This window comes from Nitratidesulfovibrio sp. 1201_IL3209 (assembly GCF_036763125.1).
GTDB lineage: Bacteria > Desulfobacterota > Desulfovibrionia > Desulfovibrionales > Desulfovibrionaceae > Cupidesulfovibrio.
In genome coordinates, this window is the sequence record NZ_JBAIYT010000010.1 from 60,336 (window position 1) to 82,162 (window position 21,827).

General features: G+C 67.5%; 17 protein-coding genes and 1 tRNA gene. 11 read left to right on the forward strand and 7 right to left on the reverse strand.

Annotation, left to right across the window (positions count from 1 at the left end):
* Positions 1 to 16: 16 nt before the first annotated feature.
* Positions 17 to 2,038, reverse strand: coding sequence for a methyl-accepting chemotaxis protein (locus tag V6B97_RS06995; protein ID WP_333505780.1), 2,022 nt, complete (start codon positions 2,036 to 2,038; stop codon positions 17 to 19).
* Positions 2,039 to 2,046: 8 nt separating this feature from the next.
* On the reverse strand, positions 2,047 to 2,442 hold the full coding sequence (locus V6B97_RS07000; RefSeq protein ID WP_333505781.1) for a cytochrome c family protein: 396 nt from the start codon (positions 2,440 to 2,442) through the stop codon (positions 2,047 to 2,049).
* A 493-nt stretch (positions 2,443 to 2,935) separates the two neighbouring features.
* Between V6B97_RS07000 and V6B97_RS07005 the strand changes: the two genes are divergently transcribed.
* Positions 2,936 to 3,700: a nitroreductase family protein gene (locus V6B97_RS07005; protein WP_333505782.1), complete on the forward strand. Its 765-nt coding sequence runs from the start codon at positions 2,936 to 2,938 to the stop codon at positions 3,698 to 3,700.
* A 245-nt stretch (positions 3,701 to 3,945) separates the two neighbouring features.
* Here V6B97_RS07005 and V6B97_RS07010 read toward each other — a convergent pair whose 3' ends face one another.
* Complete coding sequence (locus V6B97_RS07010; protein WP_333505783.1) at positions 3,946 to 5,178, reverse strand: OmpP1/FadL family transporter; 1,233 nt, start codon at positions 5,176 to 5,178, stop codon at positions 3,946 to 3,948.
* A 151-nt stretch (positions 5,179 to 5,329) separates the two neighbouring features.
* Between V6B97_RS07010 and V6B97_RS07015 the strand changes: the two genes are divergently transcribed.
* Positions 5,330 to 6,991: a PAS domain-containing protein gene (locus tag V6B97_RS07015; protein ID WP_333505784.1), complete on the forward strand. Its 1,662-nt coding sequence runs from the start codon at positions 5,330 to 5,332 to the stop codon at positions 6,989 to 6,991.
* A gap of 396 nt (positions 6,992 to 7,387) precedes the next feature.
* On the opposite strand, the gene V6B97_RS07020 is transcribed toward V6B97_RS07015, so the two are convergent.
* The 4 genes from V6B97_RS07020 to V6B97_RS07035 all read right to left on the reverse strand — a co-directional run bounded on the left by V6B97_RS07020 (position 7,388) and on the right by V6B97_RS07035 (position 11,128).
* Positions 7,388 to 8,419 (reverse strand): acyltransferase family protein, encoded by a 1,032-nt coding sequence (locus tag V6B97_RS07020; RefSeq protein WP_333505785.1) that lies wholly within the window; start codon positions 8,417 to 8,419, stop codon positions 7,388 to 7,390.
* Positions 8,420 to 8,669: 250 nt separating this feature from the next.
* Positions 8,670 to 8,761, reverse strand: a tRNA-Ser gene (locus V6B97_RS07025).
* 213 nt (positions 8,762 to 8,974) lie between these two features.
* On the reverse strand, positions 8,975 to 9,292 hold the full coding sequence (locus tag V6B97_RS07030; RefSeq protein WP_333505786.1) for a YnfA family protein: 318 nt from the start codon (positions 9,290 to 9,292) through the stop codon (positions 8,975 to 8,977).
* A 120-nt stretch (positions 9,293 to 9,412) separates the two neighbouring features.
* Positions 9,413 to 11,128: an ATP-binding protein gene (locus V6B97_RS07035; protein WP_333505787.1), complete on the reverse strand. Its 1,716-nt coding sequence runs from the start codon at positions 11,126 to 11,128 to the stop codon at positions 9,413 to 9,415.
* 245 nt (positions 11,129 to 11,373) lie between these two features.
* On the opposite strand from V6B97_RS07035, the gene rfbC reads away from it, so the two are divergent.
* From rfbC to V6B97_RS07080, 9 genes are all read left to right on the forward strand, one after another.
* Positions 11,374 to 11,955: a dTDP-4-dehydrorhamnose 3,5-epimerase gene (gene rfbC / locus V6B97_RS07040; protein WP_333505788.1), complete on the forward strand. Its 582-nt coding sequence runs from the start codon at positions 11,374 to 11,376 to the stop codon at positions 11,953 to 11,955.
* Positions 11,952 to 13,550, forward strand: a complete 1,599-nt coding sequence (locus V6B97_RS07045) for a mannose-1-phosphate guanylyltransferase/mannose-6-phosphate isomerase (protein ID WP_333505789.1) — start codon at positions 11,952 to 11,954, stop codon at positions 13,548 to 13,550. The genes rfbC and V6B97_RS07045 overlap by 4 nt, the downstream gene beginning before the upstream one ends.
* A gap of 165 nt (positions 13,551 to 13,715) precedes the next feature.
* The gene (gene qrcA / locus V6B97_RS07050; RefSeq protein ID WP_333505790.1) at positions 13,716 to 14,351 is read left to right on the forward strand and encodes a menaquinone reductase multiheme cytochrome c subunit QrcA; all 636 of its coding nucleotides are present in this window, start codon (positions 13,716 to 13,718) and stop codon (positions 14,349 to 14,351) included.
* Positions 14,352 to 14,363: 12 nt separating this feature from the next.
* Positions 14,364 to 16,439: a menaquinone reductase molybdopterin-binding-like subunit QrcB gene (gene qrcB, locus V6B97_RS07055; protein ID WP_333505791.1), complete on the forward strand. Its 2,076-nt coding sequence runs from the start codon at positions 14,364 to 14,366 to the stop codon at positions 16,437 to 16,439.
* A 12-nt stretch (positions 16,440 to 16,451) separates the two neighbouring features.
* Complete coding sequence (gene qrcC / locus V6B97_RS07060) at positions 16,452 to 17,219, forward strand: menaquinone reductase iron-sulfur cluster-binding subunit QrcC (protein WP_333505792.1); 768 nt, start codon at positions 16,452 to 16,454, stop codon at positions 17,217 to 17,219.
* Positions 17,220 to 17,228: 9 nt separating this feature from the next.
* Entirely contained in the window at positions 17,229 to 18,482 is a 1,254-nt protein-coding gene (gene qrcD, locus V6B97_RS07065) for a menaquinone reductase integral membrane subunit QrcD (protein WP_333505793.1), read from the forward strand.
* 137 nt (positions 18,483 to 18,619) lie between these two features.
* A complete protein-coding gene (locus V6B97_RS07070) occupies positions 18,620 to 19,642 on the forward strand; it encodes an amino acid ABC transporter permease (protein ID WP_442935471.1) in 1,023 nt (340 codons plus the stop codon).
* A 95-nt stretch (positions 19,643 to 19,737) separates the two neighbouring features.
* Positions 19,738 to 20,604, forward strand: coding sequence for a transporter substrate-binding domain-containing protein (locus V6B97_RS07075; protein ID WP_333505795.1), 867 nt, complete (start codon positions 19,738 to 19,740; stop codon positions 20,602 to 20,604).
* A 98-nt stretch (positions 20,605 to 20,702) separates the two neighbouring features.
* Positions 20,703 to 21,773 carry an amino acid ABC transporter permease gene (locus tag V6B97_RS07080; RefSeq protein WP_333505796.1) on the forward strand — a complete coding sequence of 357 codons (1,071 nt, stop codon included), beginning with the start codon at positions 20,703 to 20,705 and terminating at the stop codon, positions 21,771 to 21,773.
* Positions 21,774 to 21,827: the final 54 nt, after the last annotated feature.

Consider the following 21,827-nt stretch of genomic DNA (forward strand, 5'->3'; position numbering starts at 1 on the left):
CGCGCCCTGCCGGGCGTCAGCGCATCTCGTCGATGATCGCGTCCAACTCCTGCGCCAGCCGGGCCAGGTCGCCCACGGCCTCGGCCGATTGGCGCATGGTGTCCGCCGTGTGGCCGGAGATGGAACTAATGCGGTCCACCGCGCGGGTGATCTGCTCGCTGGCGGCGGACTGCTGCTCCGCCGCCGTGGCGATGGTCCGCACCTGGTCCGCCGTGCGGTCCACGGTGCCCACGATGGCCAGCAGCGCCTCGCCGCTGCGTCCCGCAAGCCCCGTGGACTGCTCCACCAGGCGCACCGCCTCGTCGGTAGCGGCGCGGCTGCGGGCCACACTGCCGCGGATGGCCTCCACGAAGCCCACCACCTCGCGCGTGGCCTGCATGGTCTTTTCGGCCAGCTTGCGCACCTCGTCGGCCACCACGGCGAAGCCGCGCCCCGCGTCACCGGCCCTTGCGGCCTCGATGGCCGCGTTCAGCGCCAGCAGGTTGGTCTGGTCCGCGATGTCCTCGATGACCCCGATGATGCGCCCCACGCCCTCGGCCTGGCTGCCCAGTTCGCCCATGTCGCGCTCCAGCACGCGGGCCTGCCCGGCCACCCGGTTGATGCACGCCACGGCCTCCTCCACCACGGCCGAGCCCTGCCGGGCCTGCTCGTGGGCGGCCCCGGCCAGGTCGGCGGCGGAACCGGCGTTGCCGGCCACCTCCATGACCGAGGCGTTCATCTGTTCCATGGCCGTGGCGCTTTCCACGGCCAGCCCGCGCTGCTCGTCGGCCCCGGTGCTGGCCTCCTCCACCTGGGCGGACAACTCGCCCGAGGCGGAGGCCACCCGCGCGGAAACCTGACGCGCGGCGTCGGCGGCACGGGCGATGCGGGCGTGCTGTTCCTCTATGTCGGCCTGCTGGCGCTGCATTTCGGTGATGTCGGCATACACGCTGAACGCGCCGATGAGGTTGCCGTCCAGATCCAGCAAGGGCGCGGAATCCACCACCAGATGCACCTGGCCGCCCTTGCGGCTGTTCAGGGTCACGCGCTGGCCGGTGCGCGCGGTGCGGTCGCGCAGCACGCGGTTGGTCACCGTGTCGCGCTGCGGCTCGCCGTGCATGATGTCGCCCACGGTCCTGCCGGCCTGGGCCTCGGGGTCGCCGTCCAGGCCCAGCATGCGCAGCAGGGCCGCGTTGCAGTAGCTGACCCGGCCCTCCGTGTCCGCCACCAGGAAAGGCAGGGTCATGCCGCTCAGGATGCCCTTGGAAAAGCCCAGTTCCTTCTTCAGCCCGCCCACCATGCCGTGCAGGTTGGCGGCCAGGCGGGACAGTTCGTCGTGGCCGCCCACGGCCAGGTCCGCGTTCAGGTCTCCCCCGGCAATGGCCGTGCTGGCCTCGGTAAGGCGGTGCACCCGGTCCACGATGGCCCGCCGGATGAACAGGATGACCCCGGCCAGCAACGCCACCAGCCCCGCCGCAGAAATGCCCGCGCTTTCCAGAATGCGCCCGTGCACCCCGGCCAGCACCGGGGTGACGTCCTGCATCACCACCAGTTGGCCCAGCAGCGGCTGCGACGCGCCGTGGCAGTGATGGCACGACGGCTCGTTGCGGATGCCGACCACGTGCGCGAAAATGGAACGCCCGTCCCGCTCGAAGAGCAGCGAGGCTTCCAGCGCCTCGCGCCGGGCGCGGCCGGTCAGGTCGCGCAGGCCGGGGTCGGTCAGCACGTCGGCCAGGTCGCGCCGTTCCACGTCGGGCCGGGTGGAATAGGTGATGTTGCCGGTGAAGCTGGCCAGGTGCACCGTGGTGTCGGAGTAGTGGCGCGCCAGTTCGGCGAATTCGGCGCGGGTGCCCGCGTCGTTGCCGAGCAGCATGGGCCGGTCGATGGCCGTCTTGATCATGGCCGATTCGCGGGTGACCACCGACTCCAGTTCTTCCAGGGCCGCGTGGCGCTGCCGCCACGCCCCGGTGCCGATGATGACCGCGAACACGGTGACGGCGATGACCGTCACCAGCAGCGAGGTGCGCAGGCTGAGAGACCGCGCGAGAGTGCCCGCCATGACGCCCCCTAGTGCGCGCCGCTGTGCAACAACGGCTTGAAGCCGAACGAACGCACCCGGCTTTCGTTATGGCAGCCTTCGCAGGTGGCCATGGTGGGCTTGCCGATCAGCGACGGATCGCCCGCTTCGGCATGCGCCGCGCCGGGCCCGTGGCAGGTTTCGCACCCCACGTCGGCGAACTGCGGGGTGGTGGCGTACTCGACGAAGCCGCCCTTGCCGTACCCGGTCACGTGGCATTCGTAGCAGCCGCGCAGTTCATCCTGCGTCAGCTTGGGGGCCATGGTGGCCACGCTCTTCCACGATCTGGCCTTCTTGGAATACTTCTGGAACTTCTCGTATTCCCCGGCGTGGCAGGGCTGGCACGCGGCGCTGCCCGCATAGGGGGACGCAGCCTGAACGGGCATGGACACCGCGGCCGTCATCACCCCCCGCGATGACGGCCACGAGACACACCTTGCTGGACAAACGGAAACGGAACATGGTTCTCCCCGAAAATGCGGGGGCGCCCCTTTTGCGCTGCCCGCCGCTTTGTGAAAAATGGCACAGGAAATATGGACCCGTAGTAGGAAAATTGCCGGCACACGTCAATATTGCGGTGCGGCTTTCCTTTATAATGGCACCTGCATCTACGCCAGACAAAAAAAGCGCGCGGCACGCCGCCGGGACGGGCCGCGCGCTGGCGCGTCGTGGCGGCGGCGCCTGTCCCTGCGGCTGCCGTTCCGATGCGGTGACGATGCCGCGCAGTCCCTGCACCGCCGGGCGGAACAGCGACCGCCCCCATCGTCCATGGCGGCATCCGTGTCCGACTTGACGCGGGCGGCACGGCGCGCCACCCTGTACCAATGGCGGAGGGGCACGCACCCGGAACCCGCCGCGAGACACACACGGAGGTTGACCATGCTGGACACGACAGGCACCGACGCCCGCATGACGCGGCGCGCCGTACTGGCCGTACTGGCCCTGCTGGGCGGCACGCTGGCCGCGGCCGGGCTGCCCGCCCCGGCGGGACGGACCAGTGGAGGCGACACGGAAGGGATGGCGGGACTGGCGCGACGCGCCCTGCGCCCGCTGCACACCGGAGAAGCCCGCGCCGCGCAGGGCGCGGTGACCCTGCCGCCGCCGGACCTTTCCGGCGCGGCGGGCGGGGCGGGAAGCAGGCCGCTGATGCAGGCCCTGGCCGGGCGCGCCTCCACCCGCGCCTTCCGCGAGGACGCCATCCCCGACCAGGTGCTGGGCGAACTCTTGTGGGCCGCCTGGGGCGTCAACCGGCCCGATGGAAAGCGCACCGTGCCCACGGCCAGAAACCGGCAGGGCATGGACGTGTACGTGGTGCGCGCCGACGGGGCGTGGCGCTACGACGGCGCGCCGCACGCCCTGGAGCGCGCCGCCGCCGAAGACCTGCGCCCCCTGCTGGCGCGCCAGTCGTACGTGGCCACGGCCCCGGTCACCCTGGTGTACACGGCCGCCGCGTCGGAAGACCCGGTGTACGCGGCCATGCACGCGGGCTCCATGTACCAGGGCGCGGGGCTGTTCTGCGCGTCCGCCGGGCTCGGCAACGTGGTGCGGGCCAGCTACGACGAAGCGGCCCTGCATGCCGCCCTGCGCCTGCCCGCCGACCGGCGCATCGTCATCAGCCAAACCGTGGGCTGGCCCAGGAACTGAAACCGCCCGCCGGAGGGAACGGCGGGCGGCTGGGGAGAACCAGAAGCTGTTCGCGGATTCGTGAGAAGCCGGAGCAACCTCCGGAACTGATATGAAAATTAGGGGCTGTCTCCAAATTAGGGTTTTCGTCCGTTGGCAAGGAAAACGAGCCTGCCATGAGGGAGTATACTCTTATCGTATTCGACCGATATGGCAGGCGAAGTTTGACAACGCCAACGGACGAAAGGACAATTTGGGGATAGTCCCTAGAACTTGTAGGTGACGCTGAGCCCCGCCATGTGGGCATGGGCATCCTCGCGGTCCACTTCGGGAATGCCCTCGGCCGGGCGGGCGTCGTAGTGGCGGTCGGTCATCCACAAGTAGCCGTAGAACACGTCCAGCACCCAGTTCTGGTCAATCTTCCAGCCCGCGCCCACGGTGACTATCTGGCGGTCGGAGCAGGGCACGGCGAAGTCCTCGTAGGTGTCGTTGATGGGGCTCTGGTCGTAGACGTAGCCCGCGCGCAGGTCCACGCTGTCGGTCAGGGCGTATTCCGCGCCGAACTGGAACCGCCAGGTGTTCTTCCAGTCCTTGTCCCTGCTTACCTGCGACATGCCGGGGTACGGCGCCGGGTCGTAGTTGATGGCCAGGGCCTGGTAGGCGCTCCAGTGGGTCCACACCACGTCGGCTTCCAGGCTCAGGCGGTCGACGGGCTTGACCATCACGCCGAAGGTGATCGACTCGGGGATGGGTTCCGTGCCGGAGGCGTCACCCCGGCCGGGGGCGGTGAACAGCCCCTTCTGCGAATACTTCACGTGCCCGTCCACGGCCATGTCTATCTGGTTGCGCCAAGCCAGGCCGAAGGCCAGCCAGTCATACGGCTTGTAGCGCGCGCCCGCGTTGAGCCCGTAAGCCCAGCCGTCGGCGTCGATCTCCTGCTTCACGTCCACGCCGGGAATGGTGGAATCGTACATGAAGCGCAGGTAGGTGGCTTCCACACCCACGGCCAGCGAGAACTGGTCGGAAAACTTCATGGCCAGGTTGGGGTTGAAGGACAGCGACTGGATGCCCGCGTACGAACAGTTGTAGCGTCCGGCCCAGTTGTCGCCGCCCGCGTATTCGGTGCCCAGCCCCACGCGCGAAAAGATGCCGAAGCCGAACCAGTAGTGGTCGTTCAACTGCTGCGTGTAGTAGGCGGTGGGCAGGCCCCAGATGGCGTCGGAAAAGTCGCGGTCTTCCACGGCGGGGCTTTTGAAGTTCATGGTGGCGTTGGGCTTGATGGCCGTGGCTCCCACCTGCACCTGCGCCCCCGGCAGGTCGGTGATGTTGGCCGGGTTGTAGGCCACGGCCGAGGGGTCGGCGTCGCGGGCCACCATGGCGCCGCCCAGGGCGGTGCCGCGCGCGCTCCATTCGTAGACGGCATAGCCCGAGGCGCGGGCCTGCATCGGCAGCAGAAGCGGAACAAGGACAAGACAGAGCAGGAACAACGGCTTTCGCATGACAACTTCCCGTACTTGCAGAATATGCCCGCCGAACATTGACAGGACCACGGGAGTGTAGCAGGCAGAAGTACAGCGTCAATGAACATGGTAAATTTTTTCATTCATATCTCATGAACGGACTGCCCGGCCGTTCAAGCGTGGTGAATCCATGACCTGCAATGATCTCGTCGCGTTCTATGCCCTCCGCCTGGATGCCATGGACGCCCCCGCCCTGCTGCTGGATGGCGGGGGCGGCGTGCTGTACGCCAACGAGCCCGCCCGGCGGCTGCATCGAAGCGGCGGGGAAGGCGAGGCCATGCCCGCCCACGGCTGGCGGCACGAAGAGGTGCCCCCCGTGCCCGAGGGCGGCGCGCCGGTGCGCGAAAGCCGCACCCGCATTACCCTGCCCGACGGCGCGGGCATCCGGCAGATAAGCTGGACCTGCGTGGCCGTGCCTGTGCCCAACGTGGGTGAAGGCAAGGCTGGCGGCAGCGCATCCGGCGCCATTCCCGCGCCCCGCGCCGCCTACTTGGCCTGGGGCAGGCCGCGCACCACCGAGGGCGGGCAGGAGATGGGTTTCACCATCCTGCCCAACGGGGTCATCCAGGCGGTCAGCCCGGCGCTGTGCGCCATCTGCGGGTACACGCGAGACGAACTGATCGGCCGGGCCGCGCGGGAGTTCTACTTCACCTCCACGGCGCGCAAGCGCATCGTCAGCCAGCTCATCAAGCGGACCGAGGTGGAGAACGGCGAGGTAACCCTGCGCCGCAAGGACGGATCGCCCCTGACCCTGTGGTACACGGCGGAATCCATCCGCGACGCGGCGGGCCGCATGGTGGCCTACAGCGGCTATTTCCAGGAGCGGCCCTTCGCCTTTTCATCCAAGCTGGCCAGCGACTTTTCCCGCGTGGTGGACGCCCTGCCGGGCCTGGCCTGGGTGTGCGGGCGCGACCTGCGCATCGTGGCCGTCAACGACGCCTACCTTGCCGCCTACCGCCGCACCCGCGACGAGGTGATGGGCCGCACCGAATACGACTTCCTGCCGCCGGAACTGGCCCGCTACCCCGTGGAGGCGGCGCTGAAGGTGTTCGAGGAAAAGCGGGAACTGGAGCACCCGGCGGTGCCGCATCTGCTGGATCCTTCCGTGTGGTACCGGGTGATCCGGCGGCCCATCTTCGACGACAACCGGCAGGAGGTCATCGGCCTGCTGGGCATCGCGCAGGACATTTCCGCCAAGGTGGTGCAGGAGAACGCCTTCATCGAGCAGTTGCACGCCCACCAGGGCGACGTGGTGGTGGTGACCGACGACCAGGGGCGGATACTGCGGCGGTCGCGCCAGACGCTGACCCCGGCCATCTTCGGACGGCAGGAGCCGTACGACGCCTACACCCTGGACATGGGGCCGGTACTGGACCTGCTGCACGAAAGCGACCTGCCCGCCGTACGCCAGGCCCTGCTGCGGGCCATGCGCGAACACCGCGAACAGCACTTCGAATGCCGCATCCGCAACCTGTCGGGCAGCTATTCCACGGTGCATTCGCGGCTGGTGTACAACGACACCATCTACGGCGAACCGCGCGTGTACGTGGTGGCGCGCGACGTTTCCGGCGAGGTGGGGCTGCGCCAGGCGCCCATGGTGCTGGAACGCCTGAAGGAGGCGGCGGGGGCGCGCACCGACCGCGAACTGGCGGCCTTCCTGAACGTGTCGGCCGCGTCCATCTCCAACGCCCGCAAGAACGGACGCATTCCGCCGGACTGGCTCATCGATGCGGGGTTAAGGACGGGGCGGTCGATCGACTGGCTGGTGCGGGGGGTTGTGGGGGCTGGATGATGCGTGCTGGGCTAGTTATTACCTGACAGTTGGCCTTCCGAAAGGCAGTGGTCATGCCGTGCCCTGGTGGGGTAGCGATGAGGTTGCGACACTTCATCAACCACCACCCTCATTCTGCCCTTGGGGACAAAACTCCAGCAGAACGACTAGGGCAACGGGGAACAACCTGTTGACACTCTACAGTAGGGGCCGCCGCATCTCGCGCTGCTGGCGCGGACGCCGGAGGAGCGCCTCGCGGACCTCAAGGTCGAGGCGGTCATCGGCGCGCCGATTGAGCCTGCGCGCCTCGCCGCGAAGCAGACGATCGACACGGCCGGGGATGAGGAGGCGGCTGGCGCGGTGTGGGCGGCGATTGTCTGGCCGCAGCCCTAGAGGCTCGGTCGGCGGCCGGCGGGATCAATGTGCCGCGCGAACAGACGGCATGGTCAGGGCTCTTCCGAACTCGTTCGCCGGCTTTTCGATCAGGCGGAACGCGGCCCACGCGGCGAGGGCGACGAGCGCTGTCGACACGACTAGGCGAATCTGCGCCGGCTGTCCTTCCATCGTGGCGTTGACGGCCTGAAAGACCGGGAAGTGCAGCAAATACCATCCGAATCCGGTTATCCCCATGAACCGGAGCCATGACCATTTCATGGGCGCGACGATCAGCATGTTGCCCTGCACGACGCCGACGATGCCGGCGGCGAACACCGCTCCGTATAGCAGCGACAGATAACGCAGGTCGTACCAGGGCCGCCCCAATCCGAGGAAATTGTAGCTGACGGCAGCAAGAGTGAGGGCAAGCAGGCCCCAAAAGGCCGCGGCCGTCACCTTCTCGGGCAGGCGCTGTGTGACCGTCGCCGCGAGGATGCCGCAGGCGAATACGTCGAGGAACTGGCCGCGATGCGCGATGTCCACGAACTTCAGCGGTGGCAGCGACGCGCCGAAGGCCTGAATCGCATAGAACCATGCGAAATAGGCGACTGCCGCCACCGCGACCCATACGCGCCCGAAGCGAACCATTCCGGCAACGATGATCGGAAGCAGCAAGTAGAAGCCGAACTCGGCCGTGATCGTCCAGAAGACGCTATCTCCCTTAAGAAACAGGGAGTGCAGAAGGGCGCCTTCCGCTCCACCGGAGATGTGGAGGTAGCGAGGCGAGTAGTTGCCCGCCGCCTGCCATGCGAGAACACCGGCGAGCACGATGAAGTATAGCGGCGCGATCCTGAAAAAACGCCTGACGAGATAGGTGCCCGGCCTCTGGCCGTTGAGCAGGTTCCGGGTCAGCAGAAAGCCACTGAGCACGAAGAACAGGTAGACGCCGACATGGCCGATGCCGTGGAACTGAAGCCACGGCGCCAGCGCCATGTCGCGACTCGACGTGTGGCTCAGGAACACGATCAGGACGGCAAGACCGCGCATTCCGTCGAGCGTATCCGAGCGCTCCATCAAACTTTCTCCCTAGTTCTTGCCGGGACTACGTCCGCAATCAAATCCATCGGCAACAGGAGATAGGCCGCAGCGCTCATCCCCCAAAGACTGTGCGTGCCAGTCTCAAACCGCGTGAAAAATGGTCTCAAAGCGCGCGGCGCGAGCAGCCCGCAGAAGTTCCGCATCATCCACACAGCACACATATCCGCCGTAATAAAGGCAGGATAGCGAATTTCCATTAACCATGGACAGATACAACTGAAAGACATGGCGGAAGGGGAGGGATTCGAACCCCCGGTGAGGTTGCCCCCACAACGGTTTTCAAGACCGCCGCAATAAACCGGACTCTGCCACCCTTCCGTGTGTGGTAGCGGGCAGGCCGTACCGGAAACGATACGCCGCTGCCCTGCCTTGCCGGGCGGTTATGCCCTGACCGTGGGTGGCGGTCAAGATGAAGCGGGACCGGCTGCATAGCGACATGCGCCCGTCTGCCTCACCCGCCTGGCACCCCGCCGTCCGCCTCGCCCGGCATCGCGCCATTCGTCGCCCCGCTCCAGCCCGTCGGGGCGGCCGTCAGCGCGGCTGAAACATGATGATGCCCATGCCCGCCAGGGCCACCAGCACCCCGGCAACGTCCCAGTGCGTGGGACGCACGCCGTCCACCAGCCACAGCCAGCCGATGGCGACGCCGATGTACACGCCGCCGTACGCCGCGTACACGCGCCCCGCCGCCGTCTCGTGCATGGTCAGCAGCCACGCGAACACCGCAAGGCTGGCGGCGGCCGGGACCAGCAGCCACGCCGATTTGCCGCCCTTCAGCCACAGGTACGCAAGGTAGCACCCCGCGATCTCCGCGATGGCCGTGGCGAAGTAGAGCAGAAAGGTCTTCACGCGGCCACCCGTTGCGTCCTGCGGCGTGGTGCATGGACCGGGCGTTTCCCACTCCGGTTCACACCACGCACGGGACGCTGCCCGCACAGGGACAGCAGACGCACGGCGCGCCCGGCCACGCTACCCGGCACCGTTCAAAGCCCCGTTCCCCGCGCCCGCCGCCCCGCCCCGGCGGCACTTCTGGATGTGCTTCAGCAGCAGGCTGCGCAGGTTGTCGGAATTGATGGGCTTGCCGATGTAGTCGTCCATGCCCGCCGCCAGGAACTGTTCGCGGTCGCCCTTCATGGCGTGGGCGGTCATGGCGATGATGGGCACGCTGCTGCTCGTGGCCATGCCCTGCGCCTTGCGCACCATGCGCGTGGCCTCCATGCCGTCCATGACCGGCATGGCGATGTCCATCAGCACAAGGTCGAATTCCTGCCTGCGCAGTGCGGGCACCACTTCGCTGCCGTCCGTCACGGACTGCACCTCGTAGCCCTGCTTCTGCAGGAATTTCTCGATGAACATCAGGTTCATGGGATGATCCTCGGCCACCAGGATGCGCGCCCGGCACTGCGGCTCGGGCGTCTGCACCGGCGTGCGGGCGGCCTCTTCGCCTTCCAGGCGGGCCGTGTCGAAGCGGGCCGTGAAATGGAAGGTGCTGCCCTGCCCCGGCGCGCTCTCCACGCGGATGTCCCCGCCCATGAGCAGCGACAGCCGCTTGCAGATGGCCAGCCCCAGGCCCGTGCCCTTGTGGCGGCGCGACAGCGAACCGTCGGCCTGTACGAACCGCTCGAAAATGTGTTCGCGGTGCTTTTCCAGAATGCCGGGGCCGGAATCGGTGACGGAAAATTCCAGCATCGCCGATTCGGGCGTGGACTCCACCATGCGCACGGCAAGGGAGACGCGGCCCTGCTCGGTGAACTTCAGGGCGTTATCCAGCAGGTTCACCAGCACCTGGCGCAGGCGCATGGGGTCGCCCACCAGGCCGTCGGGCACGTCTTCCGGCACCAGGAAGGCGAAACCCAGACCCTTTTCCTCCGCCCGGTGCACGAACATGGTGTGCAGGGTGGACAGGCGCTTGCGCAGGCGGAACACTTGGCTGTCCAGTTCCACCATGCCCGCCTCAATCTTGGAGAAGTCGAGGATGTCGTTGATGAGCGCCAGCAGCGATTCGGCGGAATTCTGCGCCGCCTCCAGGTATTCGCGCTGCTCCTCGTCCAGCGGGGTGTCCAGCGCAAGGTCCAGCATGCCGAGCACGCCGTTCATGGGGGTGCGTATCTCGTGGCTCATGGAGGCCAAGAACTCGCTCTTGGCCTTGTCCGCCGCCTCGGCGGCCTCCTTGGCCACGCGCAGCTCGCGTTCCATGCGGCGTGTTTCGGTCACGTCGCGCACGTATTCCGCCACCATGGCCACCTGCCCGGCGGCGTTGCGCACCGGAAACACGGTGATGGACCGGAAGGTGCGCGAATCGGGGTTGTACAGCTCGATGACCTTCTGGCGGCCGGTGTCGAACACCTCCGCTATCTGGCAGGCATCGCAATTCTTCTCGCCCCGGAAGTAGCAACCGAAGCAGTTCCTGCCGTGCTGGTCGCCGCCCTGCGTCTCCCAGCGCACGTTGTCGCCCTGCCAGTTGCTGAACACCACCTGTTCCGCCCGGTCGTGCACGGTCAGCAGGTCGGGAATCGATGTCAGGATGTCGCGCAGCGTACGCTCGGCCGCAAGCGCGGCGTCGCGTTCCGCCCGCAACCGCCCGATCTCCGCTTCCAGCGCGGCCTCTCGCGCCGTCCCGGCATTCTCGAACACCATCCCCATCCCCTGTGCGGGCGCCTTCCACGCCGTCTCTCGCTCGCTCATGGCATATCCATAGGTAGGACACATACTGCGAAGTTCGCCACAATTGCGTTTCTGTATCCCAATTCCGCGGGCATGAGCAACGGTTTTGGCAATCCGCGTCCGCCGCGGAATCGCCGCGCGGCAGGGGGCGGATGCCGCGCAGGCCGCGCGGGGCAAACGCCGAGGGCGCATGTGGGGGCTTCAAAAAAGCCCCCCGATCGGGTAAGCGCTTGGGGGATTCCACATTCACCGGCACCGGAGGCCATGTGCAGATCATCGAAACCGGCATTCCCGGCCTGCTTCGGCTCGAACCCCGCGTGTTCAGGGACGAGCGCGGGTTCTTTCTCGAAACCTACCGCCGCGAACTGTTCGATCGCCTGGGCGTTGCCGCCGGATTCGTGCAGGACAACCACGCCCGGTCGGAACAGCCCGGCGTGCTGCGCGGGCTGCACTTCCAGTTGCCCCCCGCCGCCCAGGCCAAGCTGGTCTGGGCCACGCGCGGCTCGGTGTACGACGTGGCCGTGGACCTGCGGGCGGGCTCGCCCACCTACGGCAAGTGGTACGGCTGCGAACTGAGCGAACGCAACTTCGCGCGGCTGTTCGTGCCGCGCGGCTTCGCCCACGGGTACATGACCCTGGAGCCCGGCACCGAGTTCCAGTACAAGGTCGATGCCTACTACGCCCCGGAAATCGAAGGGGGCATCGCCTGGGACGACCCCGACCTGGCCATCCCCTGGCCGGACATCCCGCCCGTTCTGTCCGACAAGGACCGCCGCCTGCCCCGACTGCGCGACTTCGATTCGCCCTTCACCTTCGATCCCGCCGCCCAGGCAAAGGCCGACGCATGACCATATCCCCCGCCAACCTCACCGCCACGGTCGCCCATGCGCCGGTGGATTCCCCCGCCGCGCTCGGCCGCTGCCACGCCATCATCCTGGCGGGCGGTTCCGGCACCCGGCTGTGGCCCCTTTCGCGCGCGCTGTTTCCCAAGCAGCTGCTGGCCCTGAGCGGCGACCTTTCGCTGCTGCAACAGACCGTGCGCCGCGTGCTCTCGCTGTTCCCGCCCGAGCGGGTGCACATCGTGACCAACGAGGAGCACGTGTTCGAGGTGCGCGCCCAGGCCCGCGCCCTGGACGAACGGCTGGACACCCAGGTGCTGGCCGAGCCCGTGGGCCGCAACACCCTGCCCGCCATCCTGCTGGGGCTGGACGCGGCCATGGGCGACGCGGACGCGGGCCACGACGGCCATGCCCCCCTGCTGGCGGTGTTCCCTTCCGACCATCTGCTGCACGACGAGGCCCGCTGGCGCGCCGCCGTCACGCGCGGGGCCGGGCTTGCCGCCGAAGGCTGGTCGGTCACCTTCGGGGTGCCGCCCACCACGCCCGAGACGGGCTACGGCTACATCCGCCGGGGTGAGCCTTTGGCGGGCCCCGAAAACTCCGGCAGCCGTGAACCCCTGCCGGAGTCCACGCAGGGCACCCCTCCGGCCCCCGCGTTTGCCCCCGCTTTTTCCCCCGCCTATGCCCCCGCGTTTTCTGTCGACGGCTTCGTGGAAAAGCCCGACCTCGAAACCGCGCGCGCCTTCCTGCGCGAGGGCATGCATTTCTGGAACAGCGGCATGTTCGTGTTCAACGGCGCGGTACTGCTTTCCGCCGTGGAGCGCTTCCAGCCCGGGCTCGCCGCCTGGTGGGCCACCCGCAAGGACACCTCGCTGGCGCCCGGCATTCCGCTTGTCCACGGCTACGCCACCCTGCCGTCCATATCCATAGACTATGGGATCATGGAGCACGTGGACCGCATCGCCGTGGTGGAGGCCGACTTCGGCTGGGACGACCTGGGCAGCTGGGAGGCGCTGTACCGCCTGGGCGCCAAGGACGAGCGCGGCTGCGTGGTGCAGGGCGACACCATGGCCCTGGACTGCGACGACTGCCTGCTGCTCTCGCGCGGGGGCAAGCTGGTGGCCATCGGGCTTTCCGGCGTCATCGCCGTGCAGACCCGCGACGCCACCCTGATCTGCGCCAAGGACCAGGTGCAGCGGGTGAAGGACGTGGTGGAACGGCTGAAGGCCGAAAAGAGCCCGCTGGTGGACGTGCACCTTACCGTGCGCCGCCCCTGGGGCAACTACACGGTGCTCGACGAGGGCCCCGGCCGCAAGGTCAAGCGCATCGAGGTGAACCCCGGCGCGCGCCTGTCGTTGCAGATGCACCATCACCGCAGCGAGCACTGGGTGGTGGCCAAAGGCGCCGCGCTTGTGCAGGTTGGCAACGAGGAACGCACCCTGACCGAGAATGAATGGGTGGATATTCCGAAAGCCACCCTTCACCGGTTGACCAACCCGGGACGCATTCCTCTCGAACTCATTGAAATCCAAAGCGGTCCGTATCTGGGCGAAGACGACATCGTCCGCTTCGACGACGTGTACGGACGCCGCAAGGAGGGCTGAACGGCCGCTCAGCCGCTTTGCGATTTCACCTAGTTGCGCGAAATGGAAGCGGATTCGTGAAATATTTCACCTTGACAGGCTTTCAAACTGTCGCCTAGTAAGGTTGTCGTGGCAAGTGTGGGCATTCGTTATTCATCTCTCAAATCAGCTAATGAGGCGAAGGGTATGGAGGACAGGCAGTTAAACAGTTCAGGCTGCGCGACGGATGGCGGGAAGTGCTGCGGCGGCGGCATCACCCCGTTTCTCGTGGGTCTGGTCGTGTCGCTCATCTTCGGCTGGTGGGTGTTCCCGGACATGTTGTACAGCAAGAAGGAACAACCGATACGCTTCAGCCACAAGGTGCACATGGAAGACGCGGGCATGGAATGCAAGCAGTGTCATGTGCTGCGTGAGGACGGGACCTTCGCGGGTCTGCCCTCCACGGCCAGCTGTGCCGACTGCCATTCCGACGTCATGGGTTCCGACCCCGAGGAAGCCCGCTTCGTCAACGAGTACGTGAAAACCGGCAAGGAAGTTAAGTGGCTGGTCTACCAGATCCAGCCCGACAACGTCTTCTTCAGCCATGCCGCCCATTCCCTTGACGGCTGCAACCAGTGTCACGACTTCAAGGAATCGGAACTGTGCGCGCAGTGCCACCCCGACGTGGCCAACTCCGACAGCGCTCCGACCCTCTACGAGAACAAGCTGACCGGTTACAGCAAGCAAACCATGAAGATGTGGCAATGCGAACGCTGTCACGCCAATGAGAACCACTACGGCGTGACGAGTTCCAGCAATGCCTGCTTCGTCTGCCACAAGTAAAGGGGTGGTGCTATGGCTCTGGACAGAAGAGGTTTCCTGAAGTTCATCGGCGGCGCCACCGCGGGCATTCTCGCCACCCCCGTCGTCTGGAAAACCCTGGACGACGTATCCATCTGGTCGCAGAACTGGTCGTGGATTCCGCGTAACATCGACGGCGCCAATTCGTACGTGCCCACCGTCAGCAAGCTGTGCCCGTCCGGTGTGGGCGTGCGGGTGCGGCTGGTGGACGGCCGCCCGGTGCGCGTGCTGCCCAACAACGATCACCCCCTCGGCGGCGGGCTTTCGTCCATCGCCGCGGCGGAAGTGCAACTGCTGTACAGCCCCTCCCGCATGAAGCGCCCGCTGAAGCGCACCGCCGACGGCGCGTACGTGGGCATCACCTGGGAAGAGGCCGAAACCATGCTGGTGGAAGGTCTGAAGAAGGCCAAGGGCGGCGACAAGCTCGCCGTCGTCTCCGGCGACGAAACCGGCACCATCAACGAACTGTTCACGGCGCTGGCCGCCGAGATGGGTTCGAAGTCCTGCTTCCTGATGCCCGGCGAGGCCCAGCCCGCCGCCAAGGCGTGGGAGCTGATGGGCGGCGAAGGCCAGGTGGGCTACGACATCGAGAAGAGCGACTACGTGCTCGCCATCGGCGCCAACGTGCTCGAAACCTGGGGCCCGGTCATCCGCAACCGCCACGCCTTCCGGGTGGGCCGCCCCCATGGCGAAGCCCCGGCCGTGCGTTTCGCCTATGCGGGTCCGGTGCAGAACAACACCGCCTCCACCGCCGACGTGTGGCTGGCCATCCGCCCCGGCACCGAAGCGGTGCTGGCGCTGGGTCTTGCCAACCTGCTGATCAAGGCGGGCGCTGCCAGCCCCGCCGCCGACTTCGCCGAGTTCAGGGCCCTGGCCGCCAGGTTCACCCCCGAACAGGTGGCGGCGCAGACCGGCGTGGACGCCAAGCGTCTTGCCGCCGTGGCCCAGGAACTGGCCAAGGCCAAGCGGCCGCTGGTCATCGCCGGGTCCGAGTTCGGACAGGGCGGCGGCGCGGCCCCCGTGCTGGCCGGCCTGGCCCTGAACTCGCTGCTGGGCTCCATGAACCGCGAAGGCGGCGTCCGCGCCCTGCCCTACGCCCGCAAGGTGGTGCCTGCCGCCATGGACCGCAAGGCCCTGCTGCAGAACGACCTGGTGGCGTGGCTCGGCAAGGTGGCCTCCGGCAAGGCCGCGGCCCCGCAGGCGGTGGTCTTCTACGAGGCCAACCCCGTCTACGCGCTGCCCCAGGCCGACGCCGTCAAGGCCACGCTGGCCAAGGTGCCCTTCAAGGTGGCCTTCACCAGCTTCCTCGATGAAACGGCCATGGCCTGCGACCTCGTGCTGCCGGTGCCCATGGGCCTCGAACGCTTCGACGACGTGGACACCCCCTACGGCTGCGGCCAGGTGGTCTACGCCCTTGCCGTGCCCGCGCTGGCGCCCCTGGTGGACGCCCGCCCCGCCGGCGACGTGGTCATCGGCATCGCGAAGAAGCTGGGCGCCGACCTTGGCGTGGCCGCCTTCGCGGATGCCCTGAAAGCCAAGGCCGAAGCCCGCGGCGCGAGCTTCACCGAGCCTTCGGCCACCAACGCGCACGTGAGCGGCGCGGTGTTGCCGGTCAACGGCATCGCCCTGCGCCCCGACGTACTCTCCAAGGCCATCGACGTGAAGGCCCCGGCCTTCCCCGTCGCCCTCGCCCCGGTCGCCAAGCTGAACGTGGGCACCAGCATGACCGCCACCCCGCCCTTCAACACCAAGACCGTCCGGCGCTGGGAAATCCAGGGCAAGGAACTCTACGTGATGATGAACGGGGCCACGGCCGCCAAGCTGGGCCTGCGCAAGCACGACCGCATCGAGCTCTCCAACCCCGCCGGCAAGTTCACGGTGCGGGTGAACGTGTTCGAAGGCGTCATGAACGACACGGTCGCCGTGCCTGCCGGGCACGGGCACACCGCCTTCGACGAGTTCAGCAAGGGCAAGGGCGAAAACGTCATGCGCCTGCTCGCAGCTGGTGCGGAACCCGGCACGGGCCTTTCGGTCTGGACCAGCGCCGGCGTAAACATCGCCAAAGCATAAGGAACGTACGTCATGTCCTCATTCAAGGAATTCAAGATCAAGTGGGGAATGGCCATCGACCTGGACAAATGTACGGGTTGCGGCGCGTGCATGGTCGCCTGCCAGGCCGAGAACAACATCGCCCCCCAGCCGGACGCCAGCAACAAGCTGAAGTCGCTGAACTGGCTGGTCGTATACGAACTGACCAACGGCAAGCCCTTCCCCGAGCATGAAGTGGCCTACCTGCCCCGCCCCTGCATGCAGTGCGGCAAGCCCTCGTGCGTGTCGGTGTGCCCGGTCATCGCCACCGAAAAGAACGAGGAAGGCGGCATCGTCAGCCAGATCTACCCCCGGTGCATCGGCTGCCGGTACTGCATGGCCTCGTGTCCCTACCATGCCCGGTACTTCAACTGGTTCGATCCGATCTGGCCCGAAGGCATGGACAAGACCCTGACCCCCGACGTGTCGGTGCGTCCGCGCGGCGTGGTGGAAAAGTGCTCGTTCTGCCACCATCGCTTCATGCAGGCCAAGGACAAGGCCCGCGTGGAGGGCCGTGATCCCAACGCCCTCAACGACGGCGACTACATCACCTCGTGCACCGAGGCCTGCCCCAACGGGGCCATCGTGTTCGGCGACGTGAACAACCCCGCGCACAAGGTGCACGAACTCGTGAAGAGCAAGTACGCCTTCCGGCTGCTGGAACGCCTGGGCACCGACCCCCAGGTCTACTACGTCAGCCGCCGCGAGTGGGTGCGCCGTCTTGGCGACAACTATCTCGAAAACGAAAAGGTCAAAGGGTAGGGGGCGGCCATGGATAAGAACTACGACCTTCCCATCGACGCGGCGCTGTTCCCCGAAGGCTGCACGCGCTGCTCGCTGTCCAAGTTCCTCGTCTGGATCGCGGCCGTCATGGCCGTGTTCGGATGGGGCCTGTACGCCGCCTTCCGCGTGCTGTCCGAGGGCCTCGGCGTCACCGGCCTCGACGACTACTTCGGGTTCGGGCTGTGGATCACCTTCGACCTCGCGGTCATCGCCCTGGGCGCGGGCGCGTTCTTCACGGGCCTTCTGCGCTACATCCTGAACATCGACCCGCTGAAGAACATCATCAACCTCACGGTCATCGTGGGCTTCCTGTGCTACTCGGGCGCCATGCTCGTCCTGGTGCTCGACATCGGCCAGCCGCTGCGCGCCTGGTTCGGCTACTGGCACGCCAACGTGCACTCCATGCTGACGGAAGTGATCTTCTGCATCACCTGCTACTGCCTCGTGCTGGTCATCGAGTACGTGCCGCTGATCCTTGAGCAGAAGCAGCTGAACCGCAACAAGCTGGTGCACGCCATCGCCCACAACTTCCACCTGATGATGCCGCTGTTCGCGGGCATCGGCGCCTTCCTGTCCACGTTCCACCAGGGGTCGCTGGGCGGCATGTACGGCGTGCTCTTCGCCCGCCCGTACATCGCGCGCGACGGCTTCTTCATCTGGCCCTGGACGTTCTTCCTGTACGTCCTCTCCGCCGTGGGCTCCGGGCCGGTGTTCACCGTGCTCGTGTGCACCATCATGGAAAAGATGTCCGGCAAGCGGCTGGTCACCTGGGAGATCAAGAGCCTGATGGGCAAGATCGCCGGCACCATGCTGACCGTGTACATGGTCTTCAAGCTGGCCGACACCTGGGCCTGGGCCAACGACATCCTGCCCCGCTCCGGCCTGACCTTCGACCAGCTGTTTTACGGCTGGATCTACGGCAAGTGGCTGCTGTGGGCGGAACTGTTCGCCTGCGGCGTGCTGCCCGCCATCATCCTGATCACGCCCTCGCTGCGCAACAACCGCACGCTGTTCTACACCGCGGCCATCCTTGACTGCATCGGCGTGACCATCAACCGCTACGTCATGACCGTGCAGGCCCTGGCCGCACCGGTGATGCCCTTCGACAGCTGGGAAACCTACGCCCCCAACTGGGCGGAATGGGGCGCCAGCGCCATGATCATGGCCTACGCGGCCCTGATCCTCAGCCTGTCGTACCGCTACCTGCCGGTGTTCCCGCAGGAAGTGAAGCTGAACAAGTAGCGTCTGTTCCCAGGGGCCCCAAAGGCCGCGCAGACACCGCATGAACGGGCGGGACAGGGCAACCTGTCCCGCCTTTTTTCGCGCCCGCAGCCATCCCCTCCGCGCCGTACACCTTGGCAGGGGGCGTGTTGCGGCGTATGCTGCGCCACAGAATGGAAAATTCCCGACACGGCCGTGACCGCCCGGCCCCGCTCCCCGCTGCGGCGCACCGCACCGCCCGCACCGCGCCCGGCTCTCCGGCGGAGGCCCTCCCGAATGTCCTCCCGGACGTCCCCCCCGATGTACGCAGAGACGTCCAGAGAGACGTCCGGCGGGACGCCCGGCCAGACACACCGCCGGACACACCACCGGACGCGCCGCCTGTCCCCCCCGCTGGGCACGCCCTGCTGCACGTGGCCCGCGACGTGGCCCAATACTGCTGCGTCATGGGGGCGCTGGTGTGGATCACCCTGCGCGGCACCGCCGCGTCGGGCTACGACTGGCAATGGCGCCGGCTGTGGCGGCACCTGTTCACGGTGACGGACGACGGCGGGCTGCGCGCCGGGCCGCTGCTGGACGGCCTGGGCGTGACGTTGCAGGTGGTGGCGGCAAGCCTGGCCCTGGCGCTGCTGGCGGGCCTGCTGGCCGCGCTGCTGCGCCAGTCCGGCTCGCGCGTGGGCCGTGCGCTGGCCGTGGGCTACGTGGAAACGGTGCGCAACACCCCGCTGCTCATCCAGCTGTTCGTGGTCTACTTCGTGCTGGCCCCGGTGCTGGGCGTGGGCCGCTTCGCGGCCGGGGTGCTGGCCCTTTCGCTGTTCGAGGGGGCGTACATCGCCGAAATCCTGCGCGCGGGCATCCTGTCCGTGCCCACGGGGCAGTGGGAAGCCTCGCGCAGCCTTGGCATGGACGTGCCCGGAACCTATATGGAGGTGGTGCTGCCCCAGGCGGCCCGCACCGCCCTGCCGCCCCTGACCGGGCAACTGGTGTCCCTGGTCAAGGATTCGTCCCTGGTCAGCACCATCGCCCTGCACGATCTGGCCATGCAGGCCCAGGCGGTGGCCGCCGACACGTTCCTGGTGTTCGAGGTCTGGTTTCTCGTGGCGGGCATGTACCTTGCCCTCACGCTGGCCCTTTCGGCCCTGGCGCAGTTGCTGGAACGACGCCTGCGCTACGAATTCTGACGCGTCCGGACAGTCACTGCCCGGACGCGGCCACTCCGCCGCCCGGCCAGCGCGCCGCGCCACCACCGGCGGCAACACGCAACGGAGGCACACCCATGCATACGACCATTTCCCCCACCCGTCTCCATGGCCCGGCCCTGCTGCTGGCCGCCCTGCTGACGCTTGCGGCGCTGCTGGCGCCGCACGCCCCCGCCCTGGCGGCCGACGCATCCGTGCGCCAGAAACTGTCCGAGGAAAGCGTCATCGCCGATGTTCTGCACCGCGGCGTGCTGCGCGTGGGCTTTTCCACCTTCGTGCCGTGGGCCATGCAGGACAAGACCGGCAAGTTCATCGGCTTCGAGGTGGACGTGGCCACCCGCCTGGCCGAAGACCTGGGCGTGAAGGTGGAATTCGTGCCCACCAAGTGGTCGGGCATCATCCCCGCCCTGCTCACCGGCAAGTTCGACGTGATCATCGGCGGCATGAGCGTGAAGCCCGACCGCAACCTGAAGGTGAATTTCACCATCCCCTACGATTACGCGGGCATGGCCCTGATGGCCAGCCGCGCCACGGCCAGGGGCTTCGCCAGCCTGGACGACTTCGACAAGCCCGAGGTGACCATCGCCGCGCGCACCGGCAGCACCGCGGCGGCGGCAGCCAAGAAGCGCCTGCCCAGGGCCACCCTGCGCCTGTTCGACGACGAGGCCCCGGCCATCCAGGAAGTGCTGTCCGGGCGCGCCCATGCCATGGTTTCCAGCGCGCCGCTGCCCGCCTTCGAAGCGCTGAAGAACCCGGACAAGCTGTTCCTGCCCGTGCCCGGCACCTTCACCAGCGAGCCGGTGGGGTTTGCCGTGCGCAAGGGCGACGTGGACACCCTGAACGTGTTCGACAACTGGATCCGCCTGGTGGATGCCGAGGGCTGGCTGAAGGAGCGCAAGCACTACTGGTTCGAAACCAACGAGTGGGAAGCGCAACTGAAGTAGCGTTCCTTCCGCCTTGGCCCATGTCCCTTTTCCGGGCGCGCCGGCTCCCACCGGGGGGCGGCGCGCCCGGCAGGCACCGACAACCCATCAGGATATCCATGGTCCCCCGCCCGTTTCCCGCCCTGCCGCCGGAGCACAACGTCCCGGCCTTTCCCCCGCGCCCCAGGCGCGGGTACGACGGCGTGCGGCGCCCCGATATGCCGGACGCGCCGGACGCGCCAGGCTCGCCGGACGCACCGGACACACCCGGCGCGGTGGAGGACTTCCTGTCGCCTCCGGCGGCGCGGCGGCTGGACGCGGCCCTGCTGGCCCTGCTGCTGGCCGCCGGTGCGTGGCTGTTCTGGAACGGGGCCGGGCGCATGGACTACGCCTGGAACTGGGAGGTGGTGGGGCAGTACCTGATCCGGCATGACGCGGACCGGGGCTGGGTGCCGGGCATGCTGGCCCAGGGGCTGCTGGTCACGGTGCGCCTGGGACTGTGGTCCACCCTGCTGGCCCTGTGCATCGGCACCGGCATGGGCCTCTTGCGGGCCAGCCCACGCCTGTTCCGGCGCATGGTGGCGCGCACCTACGTGGAGGGGGTGCGCAACCTGCCGCCGCTGGTGCTGGTGTTCATCTTCCACTTCTTCGTGAGTTCGCAGTTCGCCCCGCTGCTGGCCGGGCTGTTCGCCCCCGTGGCCGATGGCGCGGCCGTCCTGCTGCCCCCGGCCCTTCCGGCGTGGCTGGCCAAGGCCTCGGCCGTGCTGCTGGCCCCGCCGGAGCAGTTGCCGGTGTTCCTTTCCGGGGTGGTGGTCCTTGGGCTGTACGAAGGGGCCTACATCACCGAAATCGTGCGCGCCGGGCTGGAGGGCGTGGGACGCGGCCAGTGGGAGGCGTCGGCCTCCACGGGGCTGACCCGGCGGCAGCAACTGCGCCATGTCATCCTGCCGCAGGCCTTCCGGCTCATCGTCCCGCCGCTGGCCGGGCAGTTCATCTCCACCATCAAGGATTCGGCCATCCTGTCGGTGATCTCCATCCGCGAACTGACCTTCCAGGGCATGGAACTGATGGCCGCCACCTACCTGACCTTCGAGATCTGGCTCACGGTGGCGGCCCTGTACCTGGTGCTGACCTTTTCCTGCTCGCTGGCGGCGCGCCGCGTGGAACGGCGCCTGCGCCGGGCCATGTAGGCCGTCCGGCGCCGCTTCCCCGGGCTTTTGCCGCCTTTTTGCGGTCCTTTTGGG

Excerpts from the sequence above, each read along its gene's own strand:
- V6B97_RS06995 (WP_333505780.1), bottom strand. The coding sequence starts at position 2,038 with ATGGCGGGCACTCTCGCGCGGTCTCTCAGCCTGCGCACCTCGCTGCTG.
- V6B97_RS07000 (WP_333505781.1), bottom strand. The coding sequence starts at position 2,442 with ATGCCCGTTCAGGCTGCGTCCCCCTATGCGGGCAGCGCCGCGTGCCAG.
- V6B97_RS07005 (WP_333505782.1), top strand. The coding sequence starts at position 2,936 with ATGCTGGACACGACAGGCACCGACGCCCGCATGACGCGGCGCGCCGTA.
- V6B97_RS07010 (WP_333505783.1), bottom strand. The coding sequence starts at position 5,178 with ATGCGAAAGCCGTTGTTCCTGCTCTGTCTTGTCCTTGTTCCGCTTCTG.
- V6B97_RS07015 (WP_333505784.1), top strand. The coding sequence starts at position 5,330 with ATGACCTGCAATGATCTCGTCGCGTTCTATGCCCTCCGCCTGGATGCC.
- V6B97_RS07020 (WP_333505785.1), bottom strand. The coding sequence starts at position 8,419 with ATGGAGCGCTCGGATACGCTCGACGGAATGCGCGGTCTTGCCGTCCTG.
- V6B97_RS07035 (WP_333505787.1), bottom strand. The coding sequence starts at position 11,128 with ATGAGCGAGCGAGAGACGGCGTGGAAGGCGCCCGCACAGGGGATGGGG.
- V6B97_RS07045 (WP_333505789.1), top strand. The coding sequence starts at position 11,952 with ATGACCATATCCCCCGCCAACCTCACCGCCACGGTCGCCCATGCGCCG.
- qrcA (WP_333505790.1), top strand. The coding sequence starts at position 13,716 with ATGGAGGACAGGCAGTTAAACAGTTCAGGCTGCGCGACGGATGGCGGG.
- qrcB (WP_333505791.1), top strand. The coding sequence starts at position 14,364 with ATGGCTCTGGACAGAAGAGGTTTCCTGAAGTTCATCGGCGGCGCCACC.
- qrcC (WP_333505792.1), top strand. The coding sequence starts at position 16,452 with ATGTCCTCATTCAAGGAATTCAAGATCAAGTGGGGAATGGCCATCGAC.
- qrcD (WP_333505793.1), top strand. The coding sequence starts at position 17,229 with ATGGATAAGAACTACGACCTTCCCATCGACGCGGCGCTGTTCCCCGAA.
- V6B97_RS07070 (WP_442935471.1), top strand. The coding sequence starts at position 18,620 with ATGCTGCGCCACAGAATGGAAAATTCCCGACACGGCCGTGACCGCCCG.
- V6B97_RS07075 (WP_333505795.1), top strand. The coding sequence starts at position 19,738 with ATGCATACGACCATTTCCCCCACCCGTCTCCATGGCCCGGCCCTGCTG.
- V6B97_RS07080 (WP_333505796.1), top strand. The coding sequence starts at position 20,703 with ATGGTCCCCCGCCCGTTTCCCGCCCTGCCGCCGGAGCACAACGTCCCG.